Below are 20,410 nucleotides of genomic sequence, written 5' to 3' on the forward strand. Positions count from 1 at the left end.
CTTTTTTAGACTTCATATTGATTGAATCAAACAGAATCATCGTGTCCTCCTCTCTGTTGGGTGAAGTTAGGATAGTGAACGGAAATAGCTTTGTCTACTATTTCATAGCACCCATAAAAAGAAAATTGCGACCGCTGTCGGCAAAAGCGCTGCAATCAACAGATTTAAGGGCTTGATTCCTCCGGGGAATTTTTGACTTAAAATCGAATAACCAGCGGCATTGGGTGCATTGGCAATGATTGTCAAACCACCGCCCGCGATGGCTCCCCCGACCAGCGCGTATTTGCTCGCTTCCGTTAAACTTTCAACCTGAGATCCCAAATATGTTAAAGCCGCATTGTCCGTGATCGCGGTCAATGCCACCGCTCCTTTAAATAAGATCACGTCGCTCATACCCGCCAAAAGCGGAGCCAACCACCATTTTTGAAAAGCACCGAATTGAATAATCCCGCCCAAGAACATGGATACGAGCAAGCTTTCTTTCAAACGCAGGTGATCTTGATAACGTTGAGTCACACTCGCGACACCCATAAATAAAAGGAAAATTCCCAAGAACGCATTTTGATAATGGGCGGTCGCTACAATCCCCGCCACAAAAAGCAAATGCACCAACGTCACAGTCCACGGAATTTCCGCGTGTGCGGCATTCAAACGGCTTTCAACTGTTTTCAGCGTAATGCAACTTTCAGAAAACTGTTTTCTAAAAATTAAAATCAAACCCAGCGCATTCACCATGACAGCCAAGGCACTTTTCCAACCGAAATGAGTCATGATGAATTGGAAATCCCAATTCCATTTAGTTGCAACCATCAAAATCGGAGGTGCAGCAAACGGAGTTAAGGCTCCACCAATCGATACGTTCACAAACAGCACCGCAATCAATGCGTAAATCAATTTGCTCGATTCTTTTTGCAACATTGAATTCAGCATGAAAGCAGTCACCGTCATGGCTGCTGGTTCCGTGATAAAACTGCCACTTAGTGGCCCCACGATAAGCACCACCGCAAGATCGGTCAAAATGGCTGGCGTTCTAAATATTTTTTGTAAGACAGAACTAAGGAACAAAATCCCTTGGCGTGCTGCGGTTAATACCGGACGAGTCGAACACACCACCATAATCGCAAAAATAAAGAACGGTTCGATAAAGTCCAAAGACTTTTGATACGTGATCGCCGGAGTCCAACCCTCAATCGCAATGAAGACCGCCATAAACAGTGCAGCCCAAATAGCAAAGACTGCTTCAATCTCGCCCAGAAGATGCAAGATATTTGAGGTCATCGAATGCTTGGGAAATTTATGCGAATACGCAAGAATACGTCCCACTAAAAACGTGTGAACGACTGCGATTCCAAAAAATGCGGCACCAAGAATTTCGATAGTATGAGAGTATGTCATACCTTCATACTACTCAAAGAAGTTTAGTGCTGTCTAAAGAAAGCGCTAATTAATTGCTGAATCTCGTTTTTGTACTCTAATTTGTTAAGCCAACGTGCAGGAACGGCGCGACTTCCGTAAAAGGCACCACACAAGGCCCCTGTCACGGCTCCGCAAGAATCAGAATCATCGCCACGATTAATGATCGCAGTCACCGCATCTTCTAAAGAGTTGTAGTTCATGAAGGCCCACAAACTTGCAGTTAATGTATCAATACAAAATCCTGAGGTTGGAACTTCACTCCACGAAAGTGGCAAAAGCTTTTCTAAACGTTCGGCAATCACAGGCGACACTTCTTGAGCTTTACGCTGGGCCGCTTTGAAAACCGTCAGCTTATTTGCACCATCTAAAATCGCTTTCAATGCCGCGATAAAGACGACATCAGTTTCAACGCAATAATGGTGACCGTGAGTCATCAAGGTTTGTGTTTTTAAAACTTCACGCAACGAACTGCCTTCGCTGCGTCCTTGATAAGTGCTGATCACGTGTGCGTCATCCAATAACACCATCGGCGCCACACGCATCACCGAACCGTTACCTTGAAACGCATTATTCACAAAACCACAATCACGTAACGGCAGGCCGTTTTTAAGATTGCGCAAACCTTTAATCGTCGTTGTGCCAATATCCGGAGGATTGCTAGCAAACCACGCCAACATCTCTTGTTTTAAAATATCGAAGGAAAATTTATGTGGACCTTGGATCGCCTTCAAAACACACAACATCAAGTCCGTGTCGTCAGTGGCCTCGCCGGCTTTCCAACAAAACTTTCCCCCACCTGTGATCTCGGTGACGGAGTTCCAAGTTGCAGACGGGTCTAAAAATTCTAAGGGGGCTCCTAGTGAATCACCAGCGTGCAGCCCCCATAACATACCTAAAATTTTATCTTCGGAATTATGCATTCCCTGAAATTACTGACACAAATTCATGTTGTCAGCCATAAAGGTTCTTTGCGCTTTCAGATCTTGCGCTGAATAAACGAAGCCTTTCAGGTCACAACGATTTTGCTCGATCAATTTAACAACCGCGTCTTTTTCTGGCGGAGTCAGACCCAGCTCCCAAATCATTTTCACTTTCAACCATTGTTGCAAGTACTGACAGGCGTATTCTTTATTCGGCGGCATGTACAATTCTGGAGAGCTATCGCTTTTCTTTTCATTTTGCGAACCGTCTGCAGAAATCAAATGAAAGCTGTTTCCTAAGAAGTTGGCGTACAAGCAGCGTTTAGAATAGTCCCATTTATAAGCGCCACTCACATAGGCATTTTTCAAAGGAACGAAGTGATCGATTTGGATGTCGCTAGCTTTTGTGATGTGGTGACCTGCATAAGGTTCATCCCATGTGCCCGTGCTGACCGTGCAACCTGAACTTGTAAACGTCACTTCCGTCGATGAATCGCGAATCAAAACTTTCGCACGCGTATTGTAACAAGTGTCATCGTGTTTATCGTTAATCCACGTACCGAAATGTTTTTTGCGATTATAGGGTTCGTTCACATCGCCATAGGTTTCATTATGATGTGCAAATTGGAGCAGAGAAAAAACTTTGGCTTTTAGATCACTGACCCACTCTGGCGCATTGGAAAAAATATTTTCAACGGAGTTAATGGGATTCAACTGAGCTGCGGCCTCATCGGAAGAAGAAGTCGATTCTTCACTGACAGTATAATAGTCGTCGTAACGAGTATTATTTCCTAACGCCTGGCTGTCTTCTGCCAAGGCTTTCATGCCACATGTTGTTAAAGCGATCACTAGAAGAAGCTTTTTCATACATCTCCAAGTCCATTTGGGGCCTGCTAAGTGAAACATCCTGTTGCAGAACAAGCCGGTTTCCCCATTAGAAACAGACCTTCGACTATTGGCAACTCGATTATTGTTAGACTTTTGTTAAGTGTTCTTTTACTAGACCATATGCGCCGTTCGCATTATGTTACGGTCAGTGAAATTTCCGACGAGAACGCAAGATTTTTGCTAAACTAATAAATATGTCTAATACCAAGTCCGATTGTCATAAAAGTTCAACTTCCAGCTCTTGTCAGTTCTGTGACATGAAAGATGAAAGTTTGATTTGCTCTCACCCTGGCGCCATCGACATTATCGATAAAGCTAAAGTGACTGCGCGCTTTAAAGCGGGGCAAACCATTTTTTATGCCGGCAACGATCCGATCGGTATCTTCACAATTCAAAAAGGCTTAGTAAAATTAGAGGTCACATCCCCGTCTGGGTCTGCGCACACATTGCGTTTGATGGGACCGGGTGCGGCTCTTGGTTATCGTTCGATGTTTGCAAACGAACCTTATCATGCGTCAGCGGTTGCCGTTGAAGACTGCGAACTGTGCTTTATCTCTAAAGCTGACATGATGAATATCTTTTCTAAGTATCCAGAGATTGCGTTGAAATTGCTTGAGCATATTTCTAAGGATCTACGTGTCGCTGAAGAAAAGTGGATGGGGCAAATGGACAAGGGTGCAGCAGAACGTATTGCTGACGCTCTATTGTTCTTGCAAGATCACTTCGCTCATCAGAACTGGACACGTCGCGAGATCGCACAATGGGCAGGAACAACGCCTGAAACAGTGATCCGCACGTTGTCTCAATTTGAAAAAGAAGGCCTGGTTGACCAAACAGATGGCCGTAATATCCGCATCTTATCTAAAGAAAAACTCAAAATTAGAGCCTCCACCCCTGGGGTGTAATTCCACCCCAAGCTGATGGCCATCATGTTATCCGCCACCGTTGTCCCCGATTATAGGGATACCAAGGCGGACAGATGGAATTGGCGATACAGAATAAATGCAAATACTGCGGAGTTCTTTCACAGAAAGAATACTGCTGTGATGCTTGCGAACTTCTTGATCAGCGAATTTCTAAAGCTCTTCACTTAAGCGCTGAAAATCCATTTAGTTATTTAGACAAAGACGACTTTCGCGAAACTTTCCGTCAATCCGGTGAATTTAATTACATTTTCTTTGCCGAAGGTCTGCACTGCTCGTCGTGTGTTCATCTATTAGAAAAACTTCCTGAGTTTTGTGACGGAGTTCGCGAAGCCCGCGTGAACTTCGGTCAATCCACAGTCGCGATTCATCTTGAAGAGGGCAAATCATTAGGCCAAGTGGCGTTAGCGATCCAAGAGCTTGGTTACAAACCAAGTTTGCTGGGTCCCCAAGATGATCTGGTTGAAAAATACAAAAAAGAAAATCGCAGTTTTCTTATGCGCATCGGAGTTGCCGGTTTCTGCGCTGGTAACACGATGCTTTTCGTGGTGCCCATCTACGCAGGCCTAGCAGGAGAATGGGCTCGAGCTTTTCATTGGCTAAGCTTCGCACTGTTCTTGCCAATTTTGTTTTACAGTGCTGTGCCTTTTTATCAAGGCGCTTGGAATTCTTTGAAGTACAAAGTCGTGAATGTCGACTTACCAATTACGATTGCGATGTTATCTGGATTCTTTCTTTCCACTTTCAACCTTGTGCGTGGTGAAGGCGCGATTTACTTCGATAGCACTGCAAGTTTTTTGTTCTTTATCTTGGGTGCGCGCTATCTTTTAAAACGGGTCCAACAAAATTATTTAGCTCCTGCCCGCTCGTCTTCTTTCTTTAAAGGTGAAAAATATCTTCGCCATACAGAACTGGGTGACGAATTTATTCCGTGGAATAAAGTGAAAGCCGGCGATCTCTTGACGTTGAAACGTCAACAAAACATCCCTGCTGATGCTGTGCTTGTCAGTTCGCAGGCAACTTTGGATTTGTCTTTATATAATGGTGAATCACTACCTAAAGATTTTAGTTCCGGAATGATCTTATTCGCGGGAACGAAAGTTTTAGATGAATCCATTCAAGTTCGTGTGCAATCGACATTTGAAGAAAGCAAAATGGGTCAGTTGTTTAAGCAACTTGATCAAGATGCTTATTTGAAAAGTCAATTCGTAGCTCTGACAGACCGCCTCGCACAAAAGCTGATCATCACAGTGTTTGCGATCGCGATTGTGTTTTTTGCCGTTTACTCTTTCATCAATGTTGAAGAGGCCTTTCATCGTTCGTTGGCATTGATCGTTTTAGCATGCCCTTGCGCCTTGGCGTTCGGGTCACCGTTGACATTAGGCCTGGCCCTTAAAAAAGCACAAAGCCTTGGCATTTTACTTAAAAACGCCAACAGCCTTGAACGCATTTTAAAAGTTAAAAACATCTTCTTCGATAAAACAGGAACTTTGACTGAAGGCTCTTTAAGCCTGGTGCATACGGCTCCAGAATTTATTTCTGAAGATCTTCGTAAAGTCATCTTAAGTCTTGAAGCTCATTCTTACCACCCGGTGGCTTTTGCACTTCGCAAAGCTTGGAAAATAGACGGCGAACTTTTTAAAGTTCTAGCGGCTGATGAAATTTTAGGTAAAGGCGTTCACGGTTACATCGCCGAAGACCTTTACGAGATCCGTCACTTGTCAGAAACAACTCATGACTCTGAAATCGGTATTGAAGTTTTCAAAAATCATCACAGCTTGTGTCGTCTTTACTTTGTCGACAATCTTCGTTCTGATTCGGCACAACTTGTGCGCACTTTGACAGAGCGTGGTTTACAGACTTACCTGTTATCTGGTGACAAATGTTCGCGTGTTCAAACTATCGCGAAAGCTTGTGGCATTCAGAAGGATCATAGCTTTGGTGAATTATTCCCGGAAGATAAAAAAACTTTGATCGAGCAGCACACCAGCACTTGCATGATCGGTGACGGTGCTAACGATTCTTTGGCATTACAAAAAGCCGACGTGGGTATCGCAGTGAAAGGCAGTGTTGATCTCAGTTTGCAAAGTGCCGACGTCTATTTCACACGCGGTGGTTTGACTCCTCTTTTAGATTTCCTGGGCGTCGCGGAACAAGCGCGCAAAGTCTTAGTTAGAAACTTAACAATCTCTTTGGTCTACAACTCGATCGGCGGCGTTTTGGCTTTGCTTGGATTTATCAATCCGATGATGGCAGCGATTCTGATGCCGATCAGTTCAATCGTTATTATCGCATCCGCGCTGTGGGGGTTCCGATGAACATTTTATTTCTGATGATCCCCATGGCCCTGCTTCTGGGAGTTGGCTTTGTCTCGGCCTTCCTGTGGGCGACATCCAAAGGTCAATTTGATGACCTCGAGACTCCTGCACACCGAATTTTAAAAGATGAAAACGAAAGGAACAAATCGTGAACACATCGAACTCTGTCATCGAAAAAATATTTTACGATGACGACATTGTTAAGAAATTCACCCTGGCTACCATGATCTGGGCCGCCGCTGCATTTATCTTCGGATTACTGGCAGCTTTACAATTGGCTTATTGGCCGATGAACGCGAATCTTGAATGGATTACCTTCGGTCGCCTTCGCCCGCTTCATACAAATGCGGCGATCTTTGCTTTTGCAGGGAATGCGATCTTTGCGGGTATTTACCACTCGTCGCAACGCTTGTTGAAAACGCGCATGTTTTCGGACTTGCTTTCTAAAATGCATTTCTGGGGTTGGCAGTTAATTATCTTATCTGCCGCAATCACTTTGCCATTAGGATATTCGCAAGCAAAAGAATATGCTGAACTTGAATGGCCGATCGACATTGCCATTGCCGTGGTATGGGTGATCTTTGCGATCAACTTCTTTGGAACAATTCGCAAACGTCGTGAAAAACACATGTACGTTGCGATCTGGTTCTATATCGCAACGATTATCACAGTCGCAGTTTTGCACATTGTAAACTCTATCGAAATTCCTGTTGGCTTCATGAGATCTTATCCAGTGTACGCCGGCATCCAGGATGCCCTGGTGCAATGGTGGTATGGTCATAATGCCGTTGCCTTCTTCTTGACGACTCCTTTCTTGGGATTGATGTACTACTATGTACCAAAAGCAGCGAACAGACCGGTGTATTCGTATCGCTTGTCGATTGTGCACTTTTGGTCATTAGTATTTATCTATATCTGGGCTGGTCCCCATCACTTGCTTTACACTTCTTTGCCAGAATGGGCACAAACTCTGGGCATGGTTTTCTCGATCATGTTGTGGGCACCGTCTTGGGGTGGCATGATCAATGGTCTTTTGACGTTGAAAGGTTCTTGGCACCTTCTTCGTACAGAGCCGTTAATTAAATTCTTCGTAGCCGCTTTGACTTTCTATGGTATGGCGACTTTTGAAGGCCCCCTTCTTTCCATCAAATCAGTTTCAGCACTGGGTCACTATACAGACTGGATTATCGGTCACGTTCATTCGGGCGCGCTTGGTTGGAATGGTTTCCTTACTTTCGGTATGATCTATTATCTTGTACCAAAATTGTGGAACACACAGTTGTACTCTAAAAAATTATTAGAGAATCACTTCTGGATCGGTTTGACCGGTGTGCTTCTTTATTACATCTCGATGGTAACTGCCGGCATCACTCAAGGTTTGATGTGGAGAGCCGTCAATAAAGATGGCACTTTGATGTATCCTGATTTTATCGAAACAGTGGTGCGTATCGTGCCATTGTACTGGGTGCGTGCTTTAGGTGGATTGTTATTCATCGTGGGTTTTGCGTTGATGTGTTACAACATCTACAAAACAATCAAACTTGCTCCGAAAGAACAAAAAGCTGTTGCTCAAGAAGTTGTGCGCAGTGGTTATGATGAAGTTTCTAAAGAAAGCCATCGCAATCTTGAAGGCATGGGTTTGACTTTCTCGGTTTTGGCATTCCTTGCGATTGCAGTGGGTTCTGTGATTGAGATCTATCCAACACTGTCGTTGCATAAATATATTACGCCAGCCAATATCGTGGACCCTTACACTCCCCTTGAGCTTGCGGGTCGCAGTATCTATATCAAAGAAGGCTGTTACGTCTGTCACTCGCAGCAGATTCGTCCGATTGTTTCTGAAGTTCTTCGTTACGGTAAAGCTTCGACAATTGAAGAGTCTATGTACGATCATCCCTTCCAATGGGGTTCGAAACGTACAGGCCCGGACTTGTCTCGCTTGGGTAAGAAATATCCAAATCTATGGCACTTAAGTCACATGATGGACCCCCGCGCGGTGACTCCGAAATCAATTATGCCGAACTATCCGTGGTTGGCTGAAAAAGACACAGACTTCTTGGTCCTTCGAAAAGATCTGTCTGTGATGAAAACTTTAGGCGTTCCTTACGGTGACGAGATCGTCGCGAATGCAGATATTCACGCACAAAAACAAGCTAAAGAAATTGCCGCCGATCTAGAAAAAAATGGCGGACCAAAAGGTCTTGAGAAAAAAGAAATCGTCGCTTTGATCGCCTACCTTCAATCGTTAGGTCAGAAAGGAAAAGCACAATGAAACAAGACGGCTTATTGTACTTCACAGACACCTATTTAACGGCCGTGGGCTTACTGATCTTTTTCTTGTTCTTTGTTGGCGTAGTCATTTGGGTGAACCGCAAACAAGGTAAAACCTATTACAAACGCATGGAACAGATCCCACTTAACGACGAGGAATTAGCGTATGAGCGAATCTAACAAACATCACGAGTATGACGGTATCGTCGAGCACGACAATCCACTTCCGACTTGGTGGTTGTGGACGTTCTTTATCACAATTATTTTTGGCTTCATGTACTTCATCCACTATCAATTTGCCGGTGGTCCGACTTTGAAGGAAGAGCTCAGTGTCGCGATGGCGCAACTTGAAAAAGAACAAGCTGCTGCTCAATCAGCAAGTCCGATGGAGACAGAAGAGTCTTTAGCGGAAGTCTTCAAAAAAGATGGCATTGTGCAATTAGGTGCAAGCACGTTTGCATCAAAGTGTGCCGCATGCCACGGCGCCGAGTTGCAAGGTTTGATCGGTCCAAATCTGACTGACAAATTCTGGTTGCATGGCAAAGGCACGCGCATGGATATCGTAAAAACCATTCGCGACGGTGTCTCTGATAAAGGTATGCCACCGTGGGGACCTGTTATGAAAAAAGAAGAAGTCTATGCTGTTGCTGCTTTCATCTTGTCTAAAAAAGGTAGCAATCCGCCAGGAGCCAAAGCTCCTCAAGGAGAAGAAGTCCCATGAACCCATTAGATCCCAGCATTTTAACATCCGTTGATGAACAAGGGGACCGAGTCAACATCATCCCTGCCGAAGTGCGTGGCTTCTATCGCAAGCATCGCACCTGGACCCAATTGGTATTGCTGACGATCTTTCTTGCTCTGCCGTGGATTAAAATTCACGGCAGACAAAGTATTTTTATTAATATCGCAGATCGCGAATTTTCATTCTTTGGGTTATTTTTAAAATCGCACGATGCTCCGTTATTATTCTTTGTCTTAGGAACTTTGACTTTGGGATTAGCCTTTGTCACTTCCATTTGGGGTCGTGTGTGGTGTGGCTGGGCGTGCCCCCAAACTGTATTCATTGATGCCGTCTATCGCCGTATTGAAGAATGGACTGAAGGCAACTATCTTAAACGTCGACAATTGCGCCAAGGTCCACTGAATAGCGAGCGTGTCTTTAAGTCCGGCGCGAAGTGGATTCTATTCATTATAGTCTCTTCGTTGATTGCTCATTCCTTTATTGCTTACTTTGTCGGTGCAGACCCATTGGCAGAGATGGTGCAAAAACCACCGCAAGAGAACTGGACGTATTTTTTATTAGTCTTCATTTTTACTGCGGCAATTCTTTTTGACTTCGCATGGTTCCGTGAACAGTTCTGCGTGATCATGTGTCCTTATGGCCGTATTCAATCCTTGCTTCTTGATCAGAAATCATTGGCCGTTGTTTACGATGTCAAACGCGGTGAACCACGTAAAAATCCCGGCGTTGATAAATCTCAACAAGGCTCGTGTGTCAGTTGCAATCGCTGTGTGCAAGTCTGCCCGACAGGGATCGATATTCGCAATGGCTTACAAATGGAGTGCATCGCTTGTACTGCGTGCATTGATGCTTGTGATGAGATCATGGAAAAAACCAAACAACCAAAAGGTCTCATCCGTTATGACACTTTGGACGGCAGTAAAATCACACTGAAACGCCCTCGTTCTTTAGCTTATCTTGCCGCGATACTCTTAATGACTGGCGGCTTAACTTACGCCCTTTCAACTCGAGAGCCCGTCGATTTAACATTGTTACGTGGTCAGGGCCTGCCGTATTCTTTCGTCAAAAATGAAGCCGGTGAAGAAGTCATTCTAAATCAATTTAAACTGCATATTCAAAATCAGTCAGACCACGCTGGGGACTATAGATTAAGTCTGGATCAAGCCTTATTGGACAAAGGCATTCAATTAACCGTCGGTGAAAATCCGTTGCACCTTGAGGCCGGTCAAAGTCACGAATGGTACTTCTTCTTACGCTCAAATCCAAAGATTTTTCAGGGTGCAAATGGCAAGCTTAAAGGTCTGATTTGGGTCGAGAACACAGAAGCAAAAGAAAACTTCAAAACTAAAAAAGAAATTATTGTAGTAGGTCCCAAAGAATGAGCACACTGATCATTGCTGTCAGCATTCTTTCATCAAGTTTTTTAGGCAGTTGGCACTGTGCCGGTATGTGCGGTCCTATCGCCAGCTTGATGGCGCAAAGAAAGGGCTTGGTGTGGTATCATCTGGGCCGCCTTCTTTCTTATGTCGCTTTGGGAATTCTTGCCGGATCGTTGGGTCAGTTTTTCTTAAATAGCGATTTCATCTTTCTTCGCTATGTCAGTGCCTTTTTATTTTCGTTCATGCTGATCTTTATGGGTTTACGCTGGCTGGCCCCGCGCTTTGCCTTGAAATACATGCCACGCATACAGGGGCATTTTCTTTTTCAATTTCTTCATCGCATTCAAAAGTTTCACTTGAATCAATCAGCCTTCATCGTTGGTCTTTTGACGGCGCTTCTGCCCTGCGGATGGCTTTACACTTATGTCACTGCCGCGATTGCAACTCGCAGTCCTTTTGCCGGCGCAATGATTATGAGTTTGTTCTGGTTAGGTGGAATGCCTGCCCTTTCAGCTCTTCCAACAATGGTCAGAAAAACAATTCAATCAGCACCTATCCCCCAACAACGAGTCGCAGGTGGTGTTCTTATTTTGGCGGGACTGTATTCAGTGTTCAGTTTTATGACTCTTCATTAAGCCAGTTCTTAAATTACCTGCAAGAATTTGGACTGATCTAAAGAATTGTCGTTCTGTGCGCGGGCATACAAGCCTTCTTGAATTTCAAAAACAATTTCCTTCCAACCGTGCTCGGTTTAATTTGATGAGTGGATGACTTATTTATTCCTTAAGGAGGAATTTATGTTTCCGCAAAAAATCTCAGCCCTGCTTGTCTTCATGTTAGCAACTGGATTTATTGGCTGCGCAAGCACTCCACCGAATGCAATTCCGATCGCTCAAACGGCAAACCCTGCTGCCGAAATTGAAAAAACTCAAAAGCTGATCAATGAAGCTCGTGAGCGTCAAATGGACGTGTTATCGCCTACGAATTTCACTAAAGCGGAACAAGCCTTGAATAAAGCCATCGATAAAAAATCGTCCGGCAAATCGAATGAAGATATCTTAGAGCAGATTTCTTATTCTCGTACTTATTTAAAACAAGCCGCTGACTCCACTCAGCTTGCGATACGCCAACTGCCTGGAATTCAAGATGCCCGTCGTGGTGCGATGATCGCAGGTGCGAATGAAGCCTATCCTCGCGACTGGAACAGAGTCGGCAAAGAGTTAGAATCCGTGACTAAAAGTATTGAAAAAGGAAATTTAAGTCCGTCCGATAAAAAATCCGCAGCGATCATTGGCGAGTACCGACAACTTGAAATCGATGCGGTTACAAAACGTGTATTAAGTCAGGCTGATAATAATTTAAAAGCTGCTGAAAAAGATAAAGCTGAAAAAATGGCGCCTCGATCTTACACGGCAGCGACAATGAAATATCAAAATGCCGCGAAGATTATCGCTGCGAATCCGCGTAATGCGATGGCGATCAACAAGGCTTCGCAAGACGCTACCCGCGAATCTTTGCATCTGGTTGAAGTGATGAACAAAGTGAAACAAGGCAACACCGAAGACTTGGTTTTACAATCAGAAAAACAACAGCGTGCCATTTCCTCTTTGCGCAAAGAAAACAACATGAATGAAGCAGAGATGAACGAGATGGCTCGTCAACAAGCTGAACTGCAACGCAGTCAAATGCTGATCAATCAAGCCGCGAATATTCGCAGCCAATTCAAACCCAGTGAAGCCGAAGTCTTCACTGAAAAAGGCCGTGTGACATTGCGTTTGAAATCACTGCAGTTCCCACCCAACCAAGCTTCGTTGGGACGAAAAAATGAAGCCCTGCTTGAGCGTGTGAACGAAGCCATTGAGACAACGGGACCAGCTCGAGTAATTGTCGAAGGACATACAGATTCAACCGGAAATCCGAATAGAAATATGACTCTTTCCGAAAGACGCGCGAAATCGGTCCAAGACTATCTCGTCGCGAACGGAGCTGTTACACTAGCCAATGTTGAAGCGGTTGGCTTAGGTTCCACAAAACCAGTGAGCGACAATAAGACAGCAACGGGTCGCGCACAAAACCGCCGCATCGAAATCATCATTGAACCGCTGTCTCGATAGGAGGTGTTTATGGCAACAATTCCTGGCCACGGTTGGACGGACCTCAAACGTGAACTCATGTCGAAGTGGCATGAACTTACTGAAAACGACATCGACAGCACTCAAGGCAGTAAAGCATCGCTGATGGATCTTCTTGAACGCAAAATTGGAATGAAGATCGAAGATGCCAGTGAACGGATCGAAGAGATGGCTGAAAGATATCATCTCTATGAAGAGCCGGAAGAAACACAACGTGAATTAAGTAAACAAAAAAAGGAAAGAGTTTTGGAACTTTCACCAAGTCCTGAAAAGGAATCCGAGCGTGATATTCCTAAAACTCCTTAAGGAAGGCCCTGCTCACCGACCCTTTTTTAAAGAGTCCCGTCTTCTTGGCGGGATTCTTTGCTACGAACCACCGACACAAACGAACATGGCATCGAGATCTTTGTTTCGGCTTGGCCATTTTTCTTTTTGATAACTTCTAACATGTCGGCATGATGATTGCGCTTGCGCACAAAAACCATGACTCCACTGTTTTTCAGATTTGCAAACAACTGCGTGGGAAATTCGTCGGCTCCCGCAGTAAAAATAATGCGATCAAAAGGTCCCTTTTCTTCCGCCACTTCAAATCCGTCTTGCGCCAAGACTTCCACATTTTCGACGTCAAGATTGTGCAGCAGTTCACGCGCAGACTTCGCAAGTTCCGGAATAATTTCCGAAGTAATTACTTTTCCTGTGGGCCCGACAAGATAAGACAGAAGGGCAGCATTCCAACCACTGCCCGTTCCTAACTCGTAAACGCGTTGTCCTTCCGCCAGCTCCAGCATATCCAAAATTCTTAAGACAAAACTCGGTTGAGAAATCGTCGATAGATACGGAGCTTTGTCATAAAGCAATAGAGGACGATCTAAGTAAGCTTGTTCAATGGGATACTTCGATGCGAAGAGATGCCGTGGGAAAGAATAGAATGCTTCCACCACTCTTTCTGAAAGTGGTAAAGATTTTTCAATCAATGCATTTTGAAATGACTCGATTCTTGGATCCACAATTAAGCTTGCAAGCATTTTGGGGTCCCTGCAATATTGTATTATGACACTCACTCAACTCGAATACATTCTTGCAGTCGCTGATACTGGCAGCTTTAGCCACGCAGCTCAACAATGCCACGTCACTCAACCCACACTCAGCATGCAAATTCAAAAGTTAGAGGAAGATTTAGGGGTCACGCTTTTTGATCGAACGAAGCAACCCGTGCGCCCAACCGCGCTGGGCTTGATCGTTTTAAAACAAGCCCGTTTGGTGATTCAAGATGCAGCTCACTTAAAAGAGTTGGTGAATGAAAACAAAGGTGAACTTGTTGGCGAGTTTCGTTTAGGAATTATCCCGACACTAGCACCTTATCTGTTGCCGTTGTTTTTAAAAAAATTCTTAGCAGCTCATCCGCGTTTGCAAGTGCGTATCGAAGAACTTGAAACGCAAGCGATGCTTGATAAGATTCGCAATAACTCGATTGATTTAGGCTTAGCAGTCAGTCCGATTGATGACGTCAATATCGCGGTTCATCCGCTTTTTTATGAACCCTTCTTGGTGTACGTGTCGAAAACTCATCCTCTGGCTGATAAACGCGCCGTTGATGAAAAAGATTTATCGTTGAACGATGTGCTTTTATTGAATGAAGGCCACTGTTTCCGCGAGCAAAGTTTGGCCTTGTGTCGCAAAAAAGAAGTCTATACGGCCGACAAAAGTTTCAGTTTTGAAAGTGGCAGTTTAGAAACTCTAAAAAAACTTGTCGACCAAGGAAGTGGCTTTACACTTCTTCCGTATTTGGCGTCCCAAGACGTTAAAGACAAGAAGCGTCTTAAGGAATTTACAGGAACGACGCCGACTCGCGAAGTAAGTGTATTGCATGGGCCTCATTTCCAACGTAAAGCGCTTTTAAAAGCTCTTAGCGAAGAGATTCAGCGTCAATTGCCTGCAGAAGTTGCTACTAAAAAAGGCAGTCACTATAAGGCTATTAGCCCTTTATAGTTTTTATCTATAGTGATGATAGGAAAAGAGTAATTTTCACTTCAATACAACAGGCATAGAATCATTCTTGTTCAGAATACACGAATTGGGAGGACTTTATGAACACAACTGGCGTTATCGAAAACTTGAAAAAAACTTTGGCTGAAGAATACACTTTGCAAACTAAAACTCAGAACTATCACTGGAACATCGAAGGTCCACTGTTTTATTCTTTGCACAAACTCTTTGAAGCTCAATATGGTGAAATTTCCGAATATGTGGATTCGACAGCAGAAACTTTGCGCGCTTTGAATACACGCGCACCCGGCAGCTTTACAGAGTTTAAAACTTTGTCGTCAATTCAAGAAGCACCGGCAGACAAACAAAGCGCCGGCCAAATGATTGAAGCCTTGACTTCGGATCACACAAAATTGGCTGCTGCATTCAAAGAACGCCTGGAAGAGGCGGAAGAAAATCAAGTTACGAATGCGGTGACTTTGTACGAAGATCTCATCACGTTCCATGAAAAAGCAGCGTGGATGATTCGCAGTCACCGCTCTTAAAATTAAATAACGAGTTCAATGATGGCACGGAATCCATTATTCCCTGCCATCGCTCCGACGATATTTCTTAGTGATGTGATATTTTTGCCTTGGCTTCCGATCAATTTGCCTCGGTATTCTTGCGCTAACACCACTTTGTAAGTTGTTGTCTTATCACCGTTAGCATAAGTGACTTCAACTCCCGCAGTTGGTGATGTCATTTCTGTAACTACCGTTGTTAGAACTTCTGCGATTCTCTGACGTACTTCATTGCTAATCGTATCAACTACCATGCACTCTCCATGCTACTTACACTCACATTGTTGTCAGAGCCTCTTCTGTGCGGCAAAGGCTTTCACACTCCACTAGCCTAGGAATTGTTCCAAAATGTTCCTGGCACAAACGGGAGCGTGGAAACTTGTAAACTCAAATGGAACAGTGTGTTTCGTTTTAAGACTTTTGACGGAACTCCACATTCACGCCACAATTGGGCAACAAACTCTCTGACGGGAGCACTTATGGCGCAGATTTTCCTACTTGAAGACGATCCAATTCTAGGCAAAGCAATTCAACTCCAACTGGAACTTGAAAACTATGAAGTGCGCTGGTCTCAATCACTTGCAGAGGCTCGCAGATCTTTTGCCGACTCTTCTCGCTCGGATCTTTATCTTCTCGACGTCAACCTGCCCGATGGTGATGGTTTTACGTTCTCTCGCTGGTTGCGCAGTGAAGGAGTTTTAACACCGATCATCTTTTTGACTGCGCGAACGGATGAAGAAAGTGTTGTCCAAGGCTTTGAAAATGGCGCTAACGATTATATTCGCAAACCGTTCGGTCATCGCGAAGTTCTTGCGCGAATAAAAAATCAGCTTTCTGACAAGAAACCTTCACTGGATTTGATTCGTTATGCAGGACTGACTTTGATCAAAAACCAACAAGTCCTGAAATCTGGCGACACCTTCATTCCGCTGAACCGTCGTGAGTTTGAAATTTTGATGGTCTTCTTTTCGCAACCGGAAACAATTGTTTCCCGGGAACGTTTGATTTCAGCATTTTCATCGGGCGAAGAAATCTTTGATCGCACCGTTGATTCGCACATCAGCCATATTCGCACGCGTCTGACGAAACACGGGATCAACAATATCAAAATCATTTCTGTCTATGGCCAAGGCTACCGCCTTGAGAAAACCGTATGATCACGAAGCCGTTATTTAGAAAGAACTATCTGCCCTTCGCATCGATCGTCTTGGTGTTCGTGATGATTGGCTTTGCGTCGTCGTACTTGTACACGCGTTACGAAAAAAGTCAGATGATCATCCGCCCGTCTCCGTTCCTACGCCACATCATGGGCGACCTTGATCAAGATCCTATGGTCTCAGTTCCTAAGATGAGAGCCTCGATGGATGGAACAGAGCCATTCCGCTTCTATTTGATCAATAAAGAAGGTCAGAATCTGCTGGATGACGGCAAACTGCTGGAACAACCTCTTGCCGAAGATCAGCTTGAAGAGATCCTCTCAGGTCAACCCGTACAAATCCGTTTGAATACGGAAAGTATTTATAAAAATCTCGACATCTCAAAAACCACGAAAGACAACGTCTTTTTCGTGACAGCCTTTAAAGCCCCCGTGAATCGCCCATCGCATTTGATGTGGATCACGGTTGGAAGTTTAGCGGCATGTGCGCTTATCTCTGTGGCCGTCGCCTTGTTCTATCAGTTCTCGAAATATCGTGAACGCGCCTTGGAAGCTTTGGAAGTTTTGGCGAAAATGAAGCACGGAAATCTTTCCGCGCGTATGCCGACAAAAAAATTCGAAGACTTGGCTCCCCTGGTGGATGCTTTCAATCAAATGGCTGACGACGTTGAACATCTCGTTGAAAACATGCGTAAATCCGATCACGCGCGCAGGCAATTGTTGCAAGACCTTGCCCACGATTTACGTACTCCACTGGCTTCTTTAAAAACGTTCCTTGAAACATTGAAGACGGCAGATAAACGTCTTTCCGAAGAAAAACGTCACGAAGTCGTGTCGTTATGTTTCACCGAAGTCGAATACTTCGGAAACCTGGTTGAAGACTTGTTATTCTTAGCCCAGATCACAGAACCTAAATACTCTTTGGGCACGGAAGAGATTCATTTGATTGAACGCGTGCAGGAACAGATTCACGTCTTTAAAACTCGCTATCCTAAATTGAGCTTTGAAATTCGCACAAACCTAGACCCCGATAAAACCATTGTGATTGGCTCTACCAAGTTGATCGATCGCATGCTTCGTAACGCCTTCGAGAACTCATCATCGTTTGCTAAAGGCAAAGTGATCGTGGATCTACAGCAACAAGGTGCAAAGCTTGTCGTCAGCATTCAAGATGACGGCCCTGGATTTTCTGAGCGCGCTTTGAAAGAATTTGGCTACAAAAAAGCAAGCCGTGTCTTATCCGGAGACTCCGACAATAAGCGAATTTCCGTCGGCATCGGTTCAGTAATCATGCGCGAAATCGTTCAACTGCACTCAGGTGAGTTACGGGCGGAAAACGTCTTGAATCAAGACCAGGTATTAGGCAGCAAAGTCAGCTTCACTTTACCCAGAGTCTAGTTCCACAAGTTTTAAATAGTTCCCCGCTAAGCTTCTATCCATATCAAAGGCGGGAACTATGTTCGGCAAATTAGTTTTATTGTTCGTTTCACTGAGCTCATTACCGGCAATGGCGCAGACCTCTTCAATGTGGGGCACTGGAATGTACGGCGGTACACAAGGTTGCTCTTATCAAAAGCAAGCTGGCAACGGAGCTCAAAGTCAGGACGACGAAACAAAAGAGATCCAACAAGCCATTCAAGAGCTGCAAAAACAAAAGAAACAAAAGACGACAGAAAAAAGCCGCCTGGAAAAACGCGACATGCGTGATTCACTTGCCGTCATTAATGATGTTCTTTCCGCCGACTACGCTGACTTCGTTATTAATCATATAGATACTGGTCGTAGCTGTATGGAATATAAAGGCATCGGCGGCGAAGATTCAACCATCGCATCCGGTGATGAAGGTGGAACTGCCGTTCAAGCCCCGGGCACTGAAGCGACAGAACCGTTTTCGGTCGGTGATTGGTCGCAAATCTGTGATAAGAGCAAATCCGGTGCAGTGTCAGGTTCTATCTGCACGATGCGCAAATTCCGCAATGAAGAAAAAGGCACAAACTCTGCCGAAGATTGCCGTAAATCTTTAAGCGATTATCGCAAACAAAAACTACAAAAAGATAAACTGACTCGTGAAATCGCACAAATCGAACGTCAAATTAAGAGCGAACAAGATCGTTTGAAAGACGCTAAAGAAGATGCTCTACAAGCGAAACGTGATGGTTTAAGTTCACCCAACACTTCAACTGAAGGTGGCGTGTGTGTTGAGTGTATCGCTTCAGGCAACGGATACACGTATCAAAAACCACAAACTGATTGGGCCAATGTTATCGCGAATATTGGTACTGGTGCCCTTGCAACTTACGTAGGTTACAAACAACAACAAATGGTGACAGAGGCGAACTCAAACTTAGGTTGGCCCACACAAAGTTATCCAACTTGGTCTTACGGTCTTCCCTACTTCGCACAAGGTATTTACGGCGCGATCAGTGGTGGCACCGGTCAAGGTGGTTTCGGTTGCGGCAGTTCTAGCTCTGGAGTCGGCGGTGCTTTTGGCTATCCGCAAGGCATGATGGGCGCAAACACTATGGGGGGCGGCATGTTCACGGGTGGTATGGGCCCTTGGGGCATGAACGGCATGAATGCACTCGGCGGCAACATGTACGGCGGTATGGGCGGCATGATGGGTTATGGTTCGATGATGAGCATGGGCGGAATCATGAACGGCGGCATGATGATGGGCTCTATGATGGGTGGCATGTCTGGTTACGGAAATATGATGGGCTACGGCAACATGATGGGTTATGGCTCGATGATGGGCATGGGCGGAATCATCAACGGCGGCATGATGATGGGCTCTATGATGGGTGGTATGACCGGCTACGGAAACATGATGGGTTCAATGATGGGTTATGGCTCCTTGATGAATTCCGGGATGATGATGGGAGGCCTGATGAGTTCGGGCACCATGATGGGCTACGGCACTATGATGGGAAGCTTGATGAATTCAGGCATGATGATGGGCGGACTCACAAGCTCGGGAATGATGATGGGTTATGGCTCGATGATGGGCGATTCCAGCATGATGCAGTTACAACAACAAGCGATGCAAATGCAGATGCAGTACTACCAACAATACACTCAACAACAAATGCAAAAGTATCAAACGATCTCTTCCCTGCAACAAGAGATGTACAGTTTGATGTATAAGATGCAGTCGATTCAATACGGCTACGGGACAACAGGATACATTGGAAGTACGACGGGTACGTTGACTTCTTCTGGTTATACGACTTATCCGATTGGTGGTTTGACGACGGCGGGAACAACTTCTTACGGAACATTGGTTCCAACAATCCCCGCGCCGACAACGACAACAACAACGATCAATGCAACGGGCCGCTAGTAAAAGCAAAATTCAGAAACTAAAAAGGGAGTCTTTCGACTCCCTTTTTTTATTTATGGAATTTGCTGACATTTAGTTCCGACAACCGAGTAATTGTCAGTGTCTGTTTTCTTAAAGATCGTCAGACATTTAAACGTCGGCGCTGGAGAGTTTCTGCTGTAAAAACCACGCGCGATAGATTCCACTGCTAGATCAACACCCTCTACCTGCACGAACTTCATGCCTTCAATAGAGATGATTGATTCATCAAAACCCAAATAGTCCAAAACGCTTTCACGAGTGTCGATATAGATTTCTTTCATTCTGCCCGCAAATGCTGGAGAAACGAAAGTGCACACCAAACCTACTGCCAATAATGCTTTTTTCACAGGAACCT

21 protein-coding genes are annotated in these 20,410 nt (G+C 44.8%); 15 read left to right on the forward strand and 6 right to left on the reverse strand.

The window, feature by feature from the left end; genetic code table 11:
* Window positions 1-102: 102 nt before the first annotated feature.
* Genes DOE51_RS12690 through DOE51_RS12700 form a run of 3 tightly spaced genes read right to left on the reverse strand, consistent with a single transcriptional unit; the run spans window position 103 to window position 3,203 of the window.
* A complete protein-coding gene (locus tag DOE51_RS12690; RefSeq protein ID WP_142696930.1) occupies window positions 103-1,395 on the reverse strand; it encodes a putative Na+/H+ antiporter in 1,293 nt (430 codons plus the stop codon).
* Window positions 1,396-1,418: 23 nt separating this feature from the next.
* Window positions 1,419-2,336, reverse strand: coding sequence for an ADP-ribosylglycohydrolase family protein (locus DOE51_RS12695; protein ID WP_142696931.1), 918 nt, complete (start codon window positions 2,334-2,336; stop codon window positions 1,419-1,421).
* 9 nt (window positions 2,337-2,345) lie between these two features.
* A complete protein-coding gene (locus tag DOE51_RS12700; RefSeq protein WP_142696932.1) occupies window positions 2,346-3,203 on the reverse strand; it encodes an HNH endonuclease family protein in 858 nt (285 codons plus the stop codon).
* A 215-nt stretch (window positions 3,204-3,418) separates the two neighbouring features.
* On the opposite strand from DOE51_RS12700, the gene DOE51_RS12705 reads away from it, so the two are divergent.
* The 10 genes from DOE51_RS12705 (at window position 3,419) to DOE51_RS12750 (ending at window position 13,295) form a co-directional block, all read left to right on the forward strand.
* Window positions 3,419-4,129 carry a Crp/Fnr family transcriptional regulator gene (locus DOE51_RS12705; RefSeq protein WP_142696933.1) on the forward strand — a complete coding sequence of 237 codons (711 nt, stop codon included), beginning with the start codon at window positions 3,419-3,421 and terminating at the stop codon, window positions 4,127-4,129.
* 74 nt (window positions 4,130-4,203) lie between these two features.
* Entirely contained in the window at window positions 4,204-6,465 is a 2,262-nt protein-coding gene (locus DOE51_RS12710) for a cation-translocating P-type ATPase (protein ID WP_142696934.1), read from the forward strand.
* Window positions 6,462-6,617, forward strand: a complete 156-nt coding sequence (gene ccoS, locus DOE51_RS12715) for a cbb3-type cytochrome oxidase assembly protein CcoS (RefSeq protein ID WP_142696935.1) — start codon at window positions 6,462-6,464, stop codon at window positions 6,615-6,617. Before DOE51_RS12710 ends, ccoS begins: the two co-directional genes overlap by 4 nt.
* Window positions 6,614-8,737 carry a cytochrome-c oxidase, cbb3-type subunit I gene (gene ccoN / locus DOE51_RS12720; protein WP_142696936.1) on the forward strand — a complete coding sequence of 708 codons (2,124 nt, stop codon included), beginning with the start codon at window positions 6,614-6,616 and terminating at the stop codon, window positions 8,735-8,737. Before ccoS ends, ccoN begins: the two co-directional genes overlap by 4 nt.
* Window positions 8,734-8,916 (forward strand): CcoQ/FixQ family Cbb3-type cytochrome c oxidase assembly chaperone, encoded by a 183-nt coding sequence (locus tag DOE51_RS12725; RefSeq protein ID WP_142696937.1) that lies wholly within the window; start codon window positions 8,734-8,736, stop codon window positions 8,914-8,916. The genes ccoN and DOE51_RS12725 overlap by 4 nt, the downstream gene beginning before the upstream one ends.
* Window positions 8,903-9,457: a cbb3-type cytochrome c oxidase N-terminal domain-containing protein gene (locus DOE51_RS12730; protein ID WP_142696938.1), complete on the forward strand. Its 555-nt coding sequence runs from the start codon at window positions 8,903-8,905 to the stop codon at window positions 9,455-9,457. Before DOE51_RS12725 ends, DOE51_RS12730 begins: the two co-directional genes overlap by 14 nt.
* The gene (ccoG, locus tag DOE51_RS12735; RefSeq protein ID WP_142696939.1) at window positions 9,454-10,860 is read left to right on the forward strand and encodes a cytochrome c oxidase accessory protein CcoG; all 1,407 of its coding nucleotides are present in this window, start codon (window positions 9,454-9,456) and stop codon (window positions 10,858-10,860) included. The genes DOE51_RS12730 and ccoG overlap by 4 nt, the downstream gene beginning before the upstream one ends.
* Window positions 10,857-11,492: a sulfite exporter TauE/SafE family protein gene (locus DOE51_RS12740; RefSeq protein WP_142696940.1), complete on the forward strand. Its 636-nt coding sequence runs from the start codon at window positions 10,857-10,859 to the stop codon at window positions 11,490-11,492. Before ccoG ends, DOE51_RS12740 begins: the two co-directional genes overlap by 4 nt.
* Window positions 11,493-11,654: 162 nt before the next feature.
* A complete protein-coding gene (locus DOE51_RS12745) occupies window positions 11,655-12,971 on the forward strand; it encodes an OmpA family protein (RefSeq protein ID WP_246845079.1) in 1,317 nt (438 codons plus the stop codon).
* A gap of 9 nt (window positions 12,972-12,980) precedes the next feature.
* Complete coding sequence (locus DOE51_RS12750) at window positions 12,981-13,295, forward strand: transcriptional regulator (protein ID WP_246845080.1); 315 nt, start codon at window positions 12,981-12,983, stop codon at window positions 13,293-13,295.
* 26 nt (window positions 13,296-13,321) lie between these two features.
* Here the strand turns inward: DOE51_RS12750 and DOE51_RS12755 are convergent, their stop codons facing one another.
* The gene (locus DOE51_RS12755; RefSeq protein WP_246845081.1) at window positions 13,322-14,014 is read right to left on the reverse strand and encodes a protein-L-isoaspartate O-methyltransferase; all 693 of its coding nucleotides are present in this window, start codon (window positions 14,012-14,014) and stop codon (window positions 13,322-13,324) included.
* Window positions 14,015-14,039: 25 nt separating this feature from the next.
* Here DOE51_RS12755 and DOE51_RS12760 point away from each other — a divergent pair, with 25 nt between their 5' ends.
* Both DOE51_RS12760 and DOE51_RS12765 read left to right on the forward strand, forming a co-directional pair.
* Window positions 14,040-14,978, forward strand: coding sequence for a hydrogen peroxide-inducible genes activator (locus DOE51_RS12760; RefSeq protein WP_142696941.1), 939 nt, complete (start codon window positions 14,040-14,042; stop codon window positions 14,976-14,978).
* A gap of 98 nt (window positions 14,979-15,076) precedes the next feature.
* On the forward strand, window positions 15,077-15,520 hold the full coding sequence (locus DOE51_RS12765; protein WP_142696942.1) for a Dps family protein: 444 nt from the start codon (window positions 15,077-15,079) through the stop codon (window positions 15,518-15,520).
* A gap of 2 nt (window positions 15,521-15,522) precedes the next feature.
* On the opposite strand, the gene DOE51_RS12770 is transcribed toward DOE51_RS12765, so the two are convergent.
* Window positions 15,523-15,792 (reverse strand): KH domain-containing protein, encoded by a 270-nt coding sequence (locus DOE51_RS12770; RefSeq protein WP_142696943.1) that lies wholly within the window; start codon window positions 15,790-15,792, stop codon window positions 15,523-15,525.
* A 225-nt stretch (window positions 15,793-16,017) separates the two neighbouring features.
* Between DOE51_RS12770 and DOE51_RS12775 the strand changes: the two genes are divergently transcribed.
* From DOE51_RS12775 to DOE51_RS12785, 3 genes are read left to right on the forward strand one after another with little or no spacing between them, the layout of a single operon-like run.
* Window positions 16,018-16,695 (forward strand): response regulator transcription factor, encoded by a 678-nt coding sequence (locus tag DOE51_RS12775; protein WP_142696944.1) that lies wholly within the window; start codon window positions 16,018-16,020, stop codon window positions 16,693-16,695.
* The gene (locus tag DOE51_RS12780) at window positions 16,692-18,092 is read left to right on the forward strand and encodes a HAMP domain-containing sensor histidine kinase (protein WP_142696945.1); all 1,401 of its coding nucleotides are present in this window, start codon (window positions 16,692-16,694) and stop codon (window positions 18,090-18,092) included. Before DOE51_RS12775 ends, DOE51_RS12780 begins: the two co-directional genes overlap by 4 nt.
* A 58-nt stretch (window positions 18,093-18,150) precedes the next feature.
* Window positions 18,151-20,034: a hypothetical protein gene (locus tag DOE51_RS12785; protein ID WP_142696946.1), complete on the forward strand. Its 1,884-nt coding sequence runs from the start codon at window positions 18,151-18,153 to the stop codon at window positions 20,032-20,034.
* A gap of 53 nt (window positions 20,035-20,087) precedes the next feature.
* Here DOE51_RS12785 and DOE51_RS12790 read toward each other — a convergent pair whose 3' ends face one another.
* On the reverse strand, window positions 20,088-20,402 hold the full coding sequence (locus DOE51_RS12790; protein WP_142696947.1) for a hypothetical protein: 315 nt from the start codon (window positions 20,400-20,402) through the stop codon (window positions 20,088-20,090).
* Between the last annotated feature and the right edge of the window lie 8 nt (window positions 20,403-20,410).

The organism is Bdellovibrio sp. NC01, from assembly GCF_006874625.1.
In the GTDB taxonomy this organism is placed as follows: domain Bacteria; phylum Bdellovibrionota; class Bdellovibrionia; order Bdellovibrionales; family Bdellovibrionaceae; genus Bdellovibrio.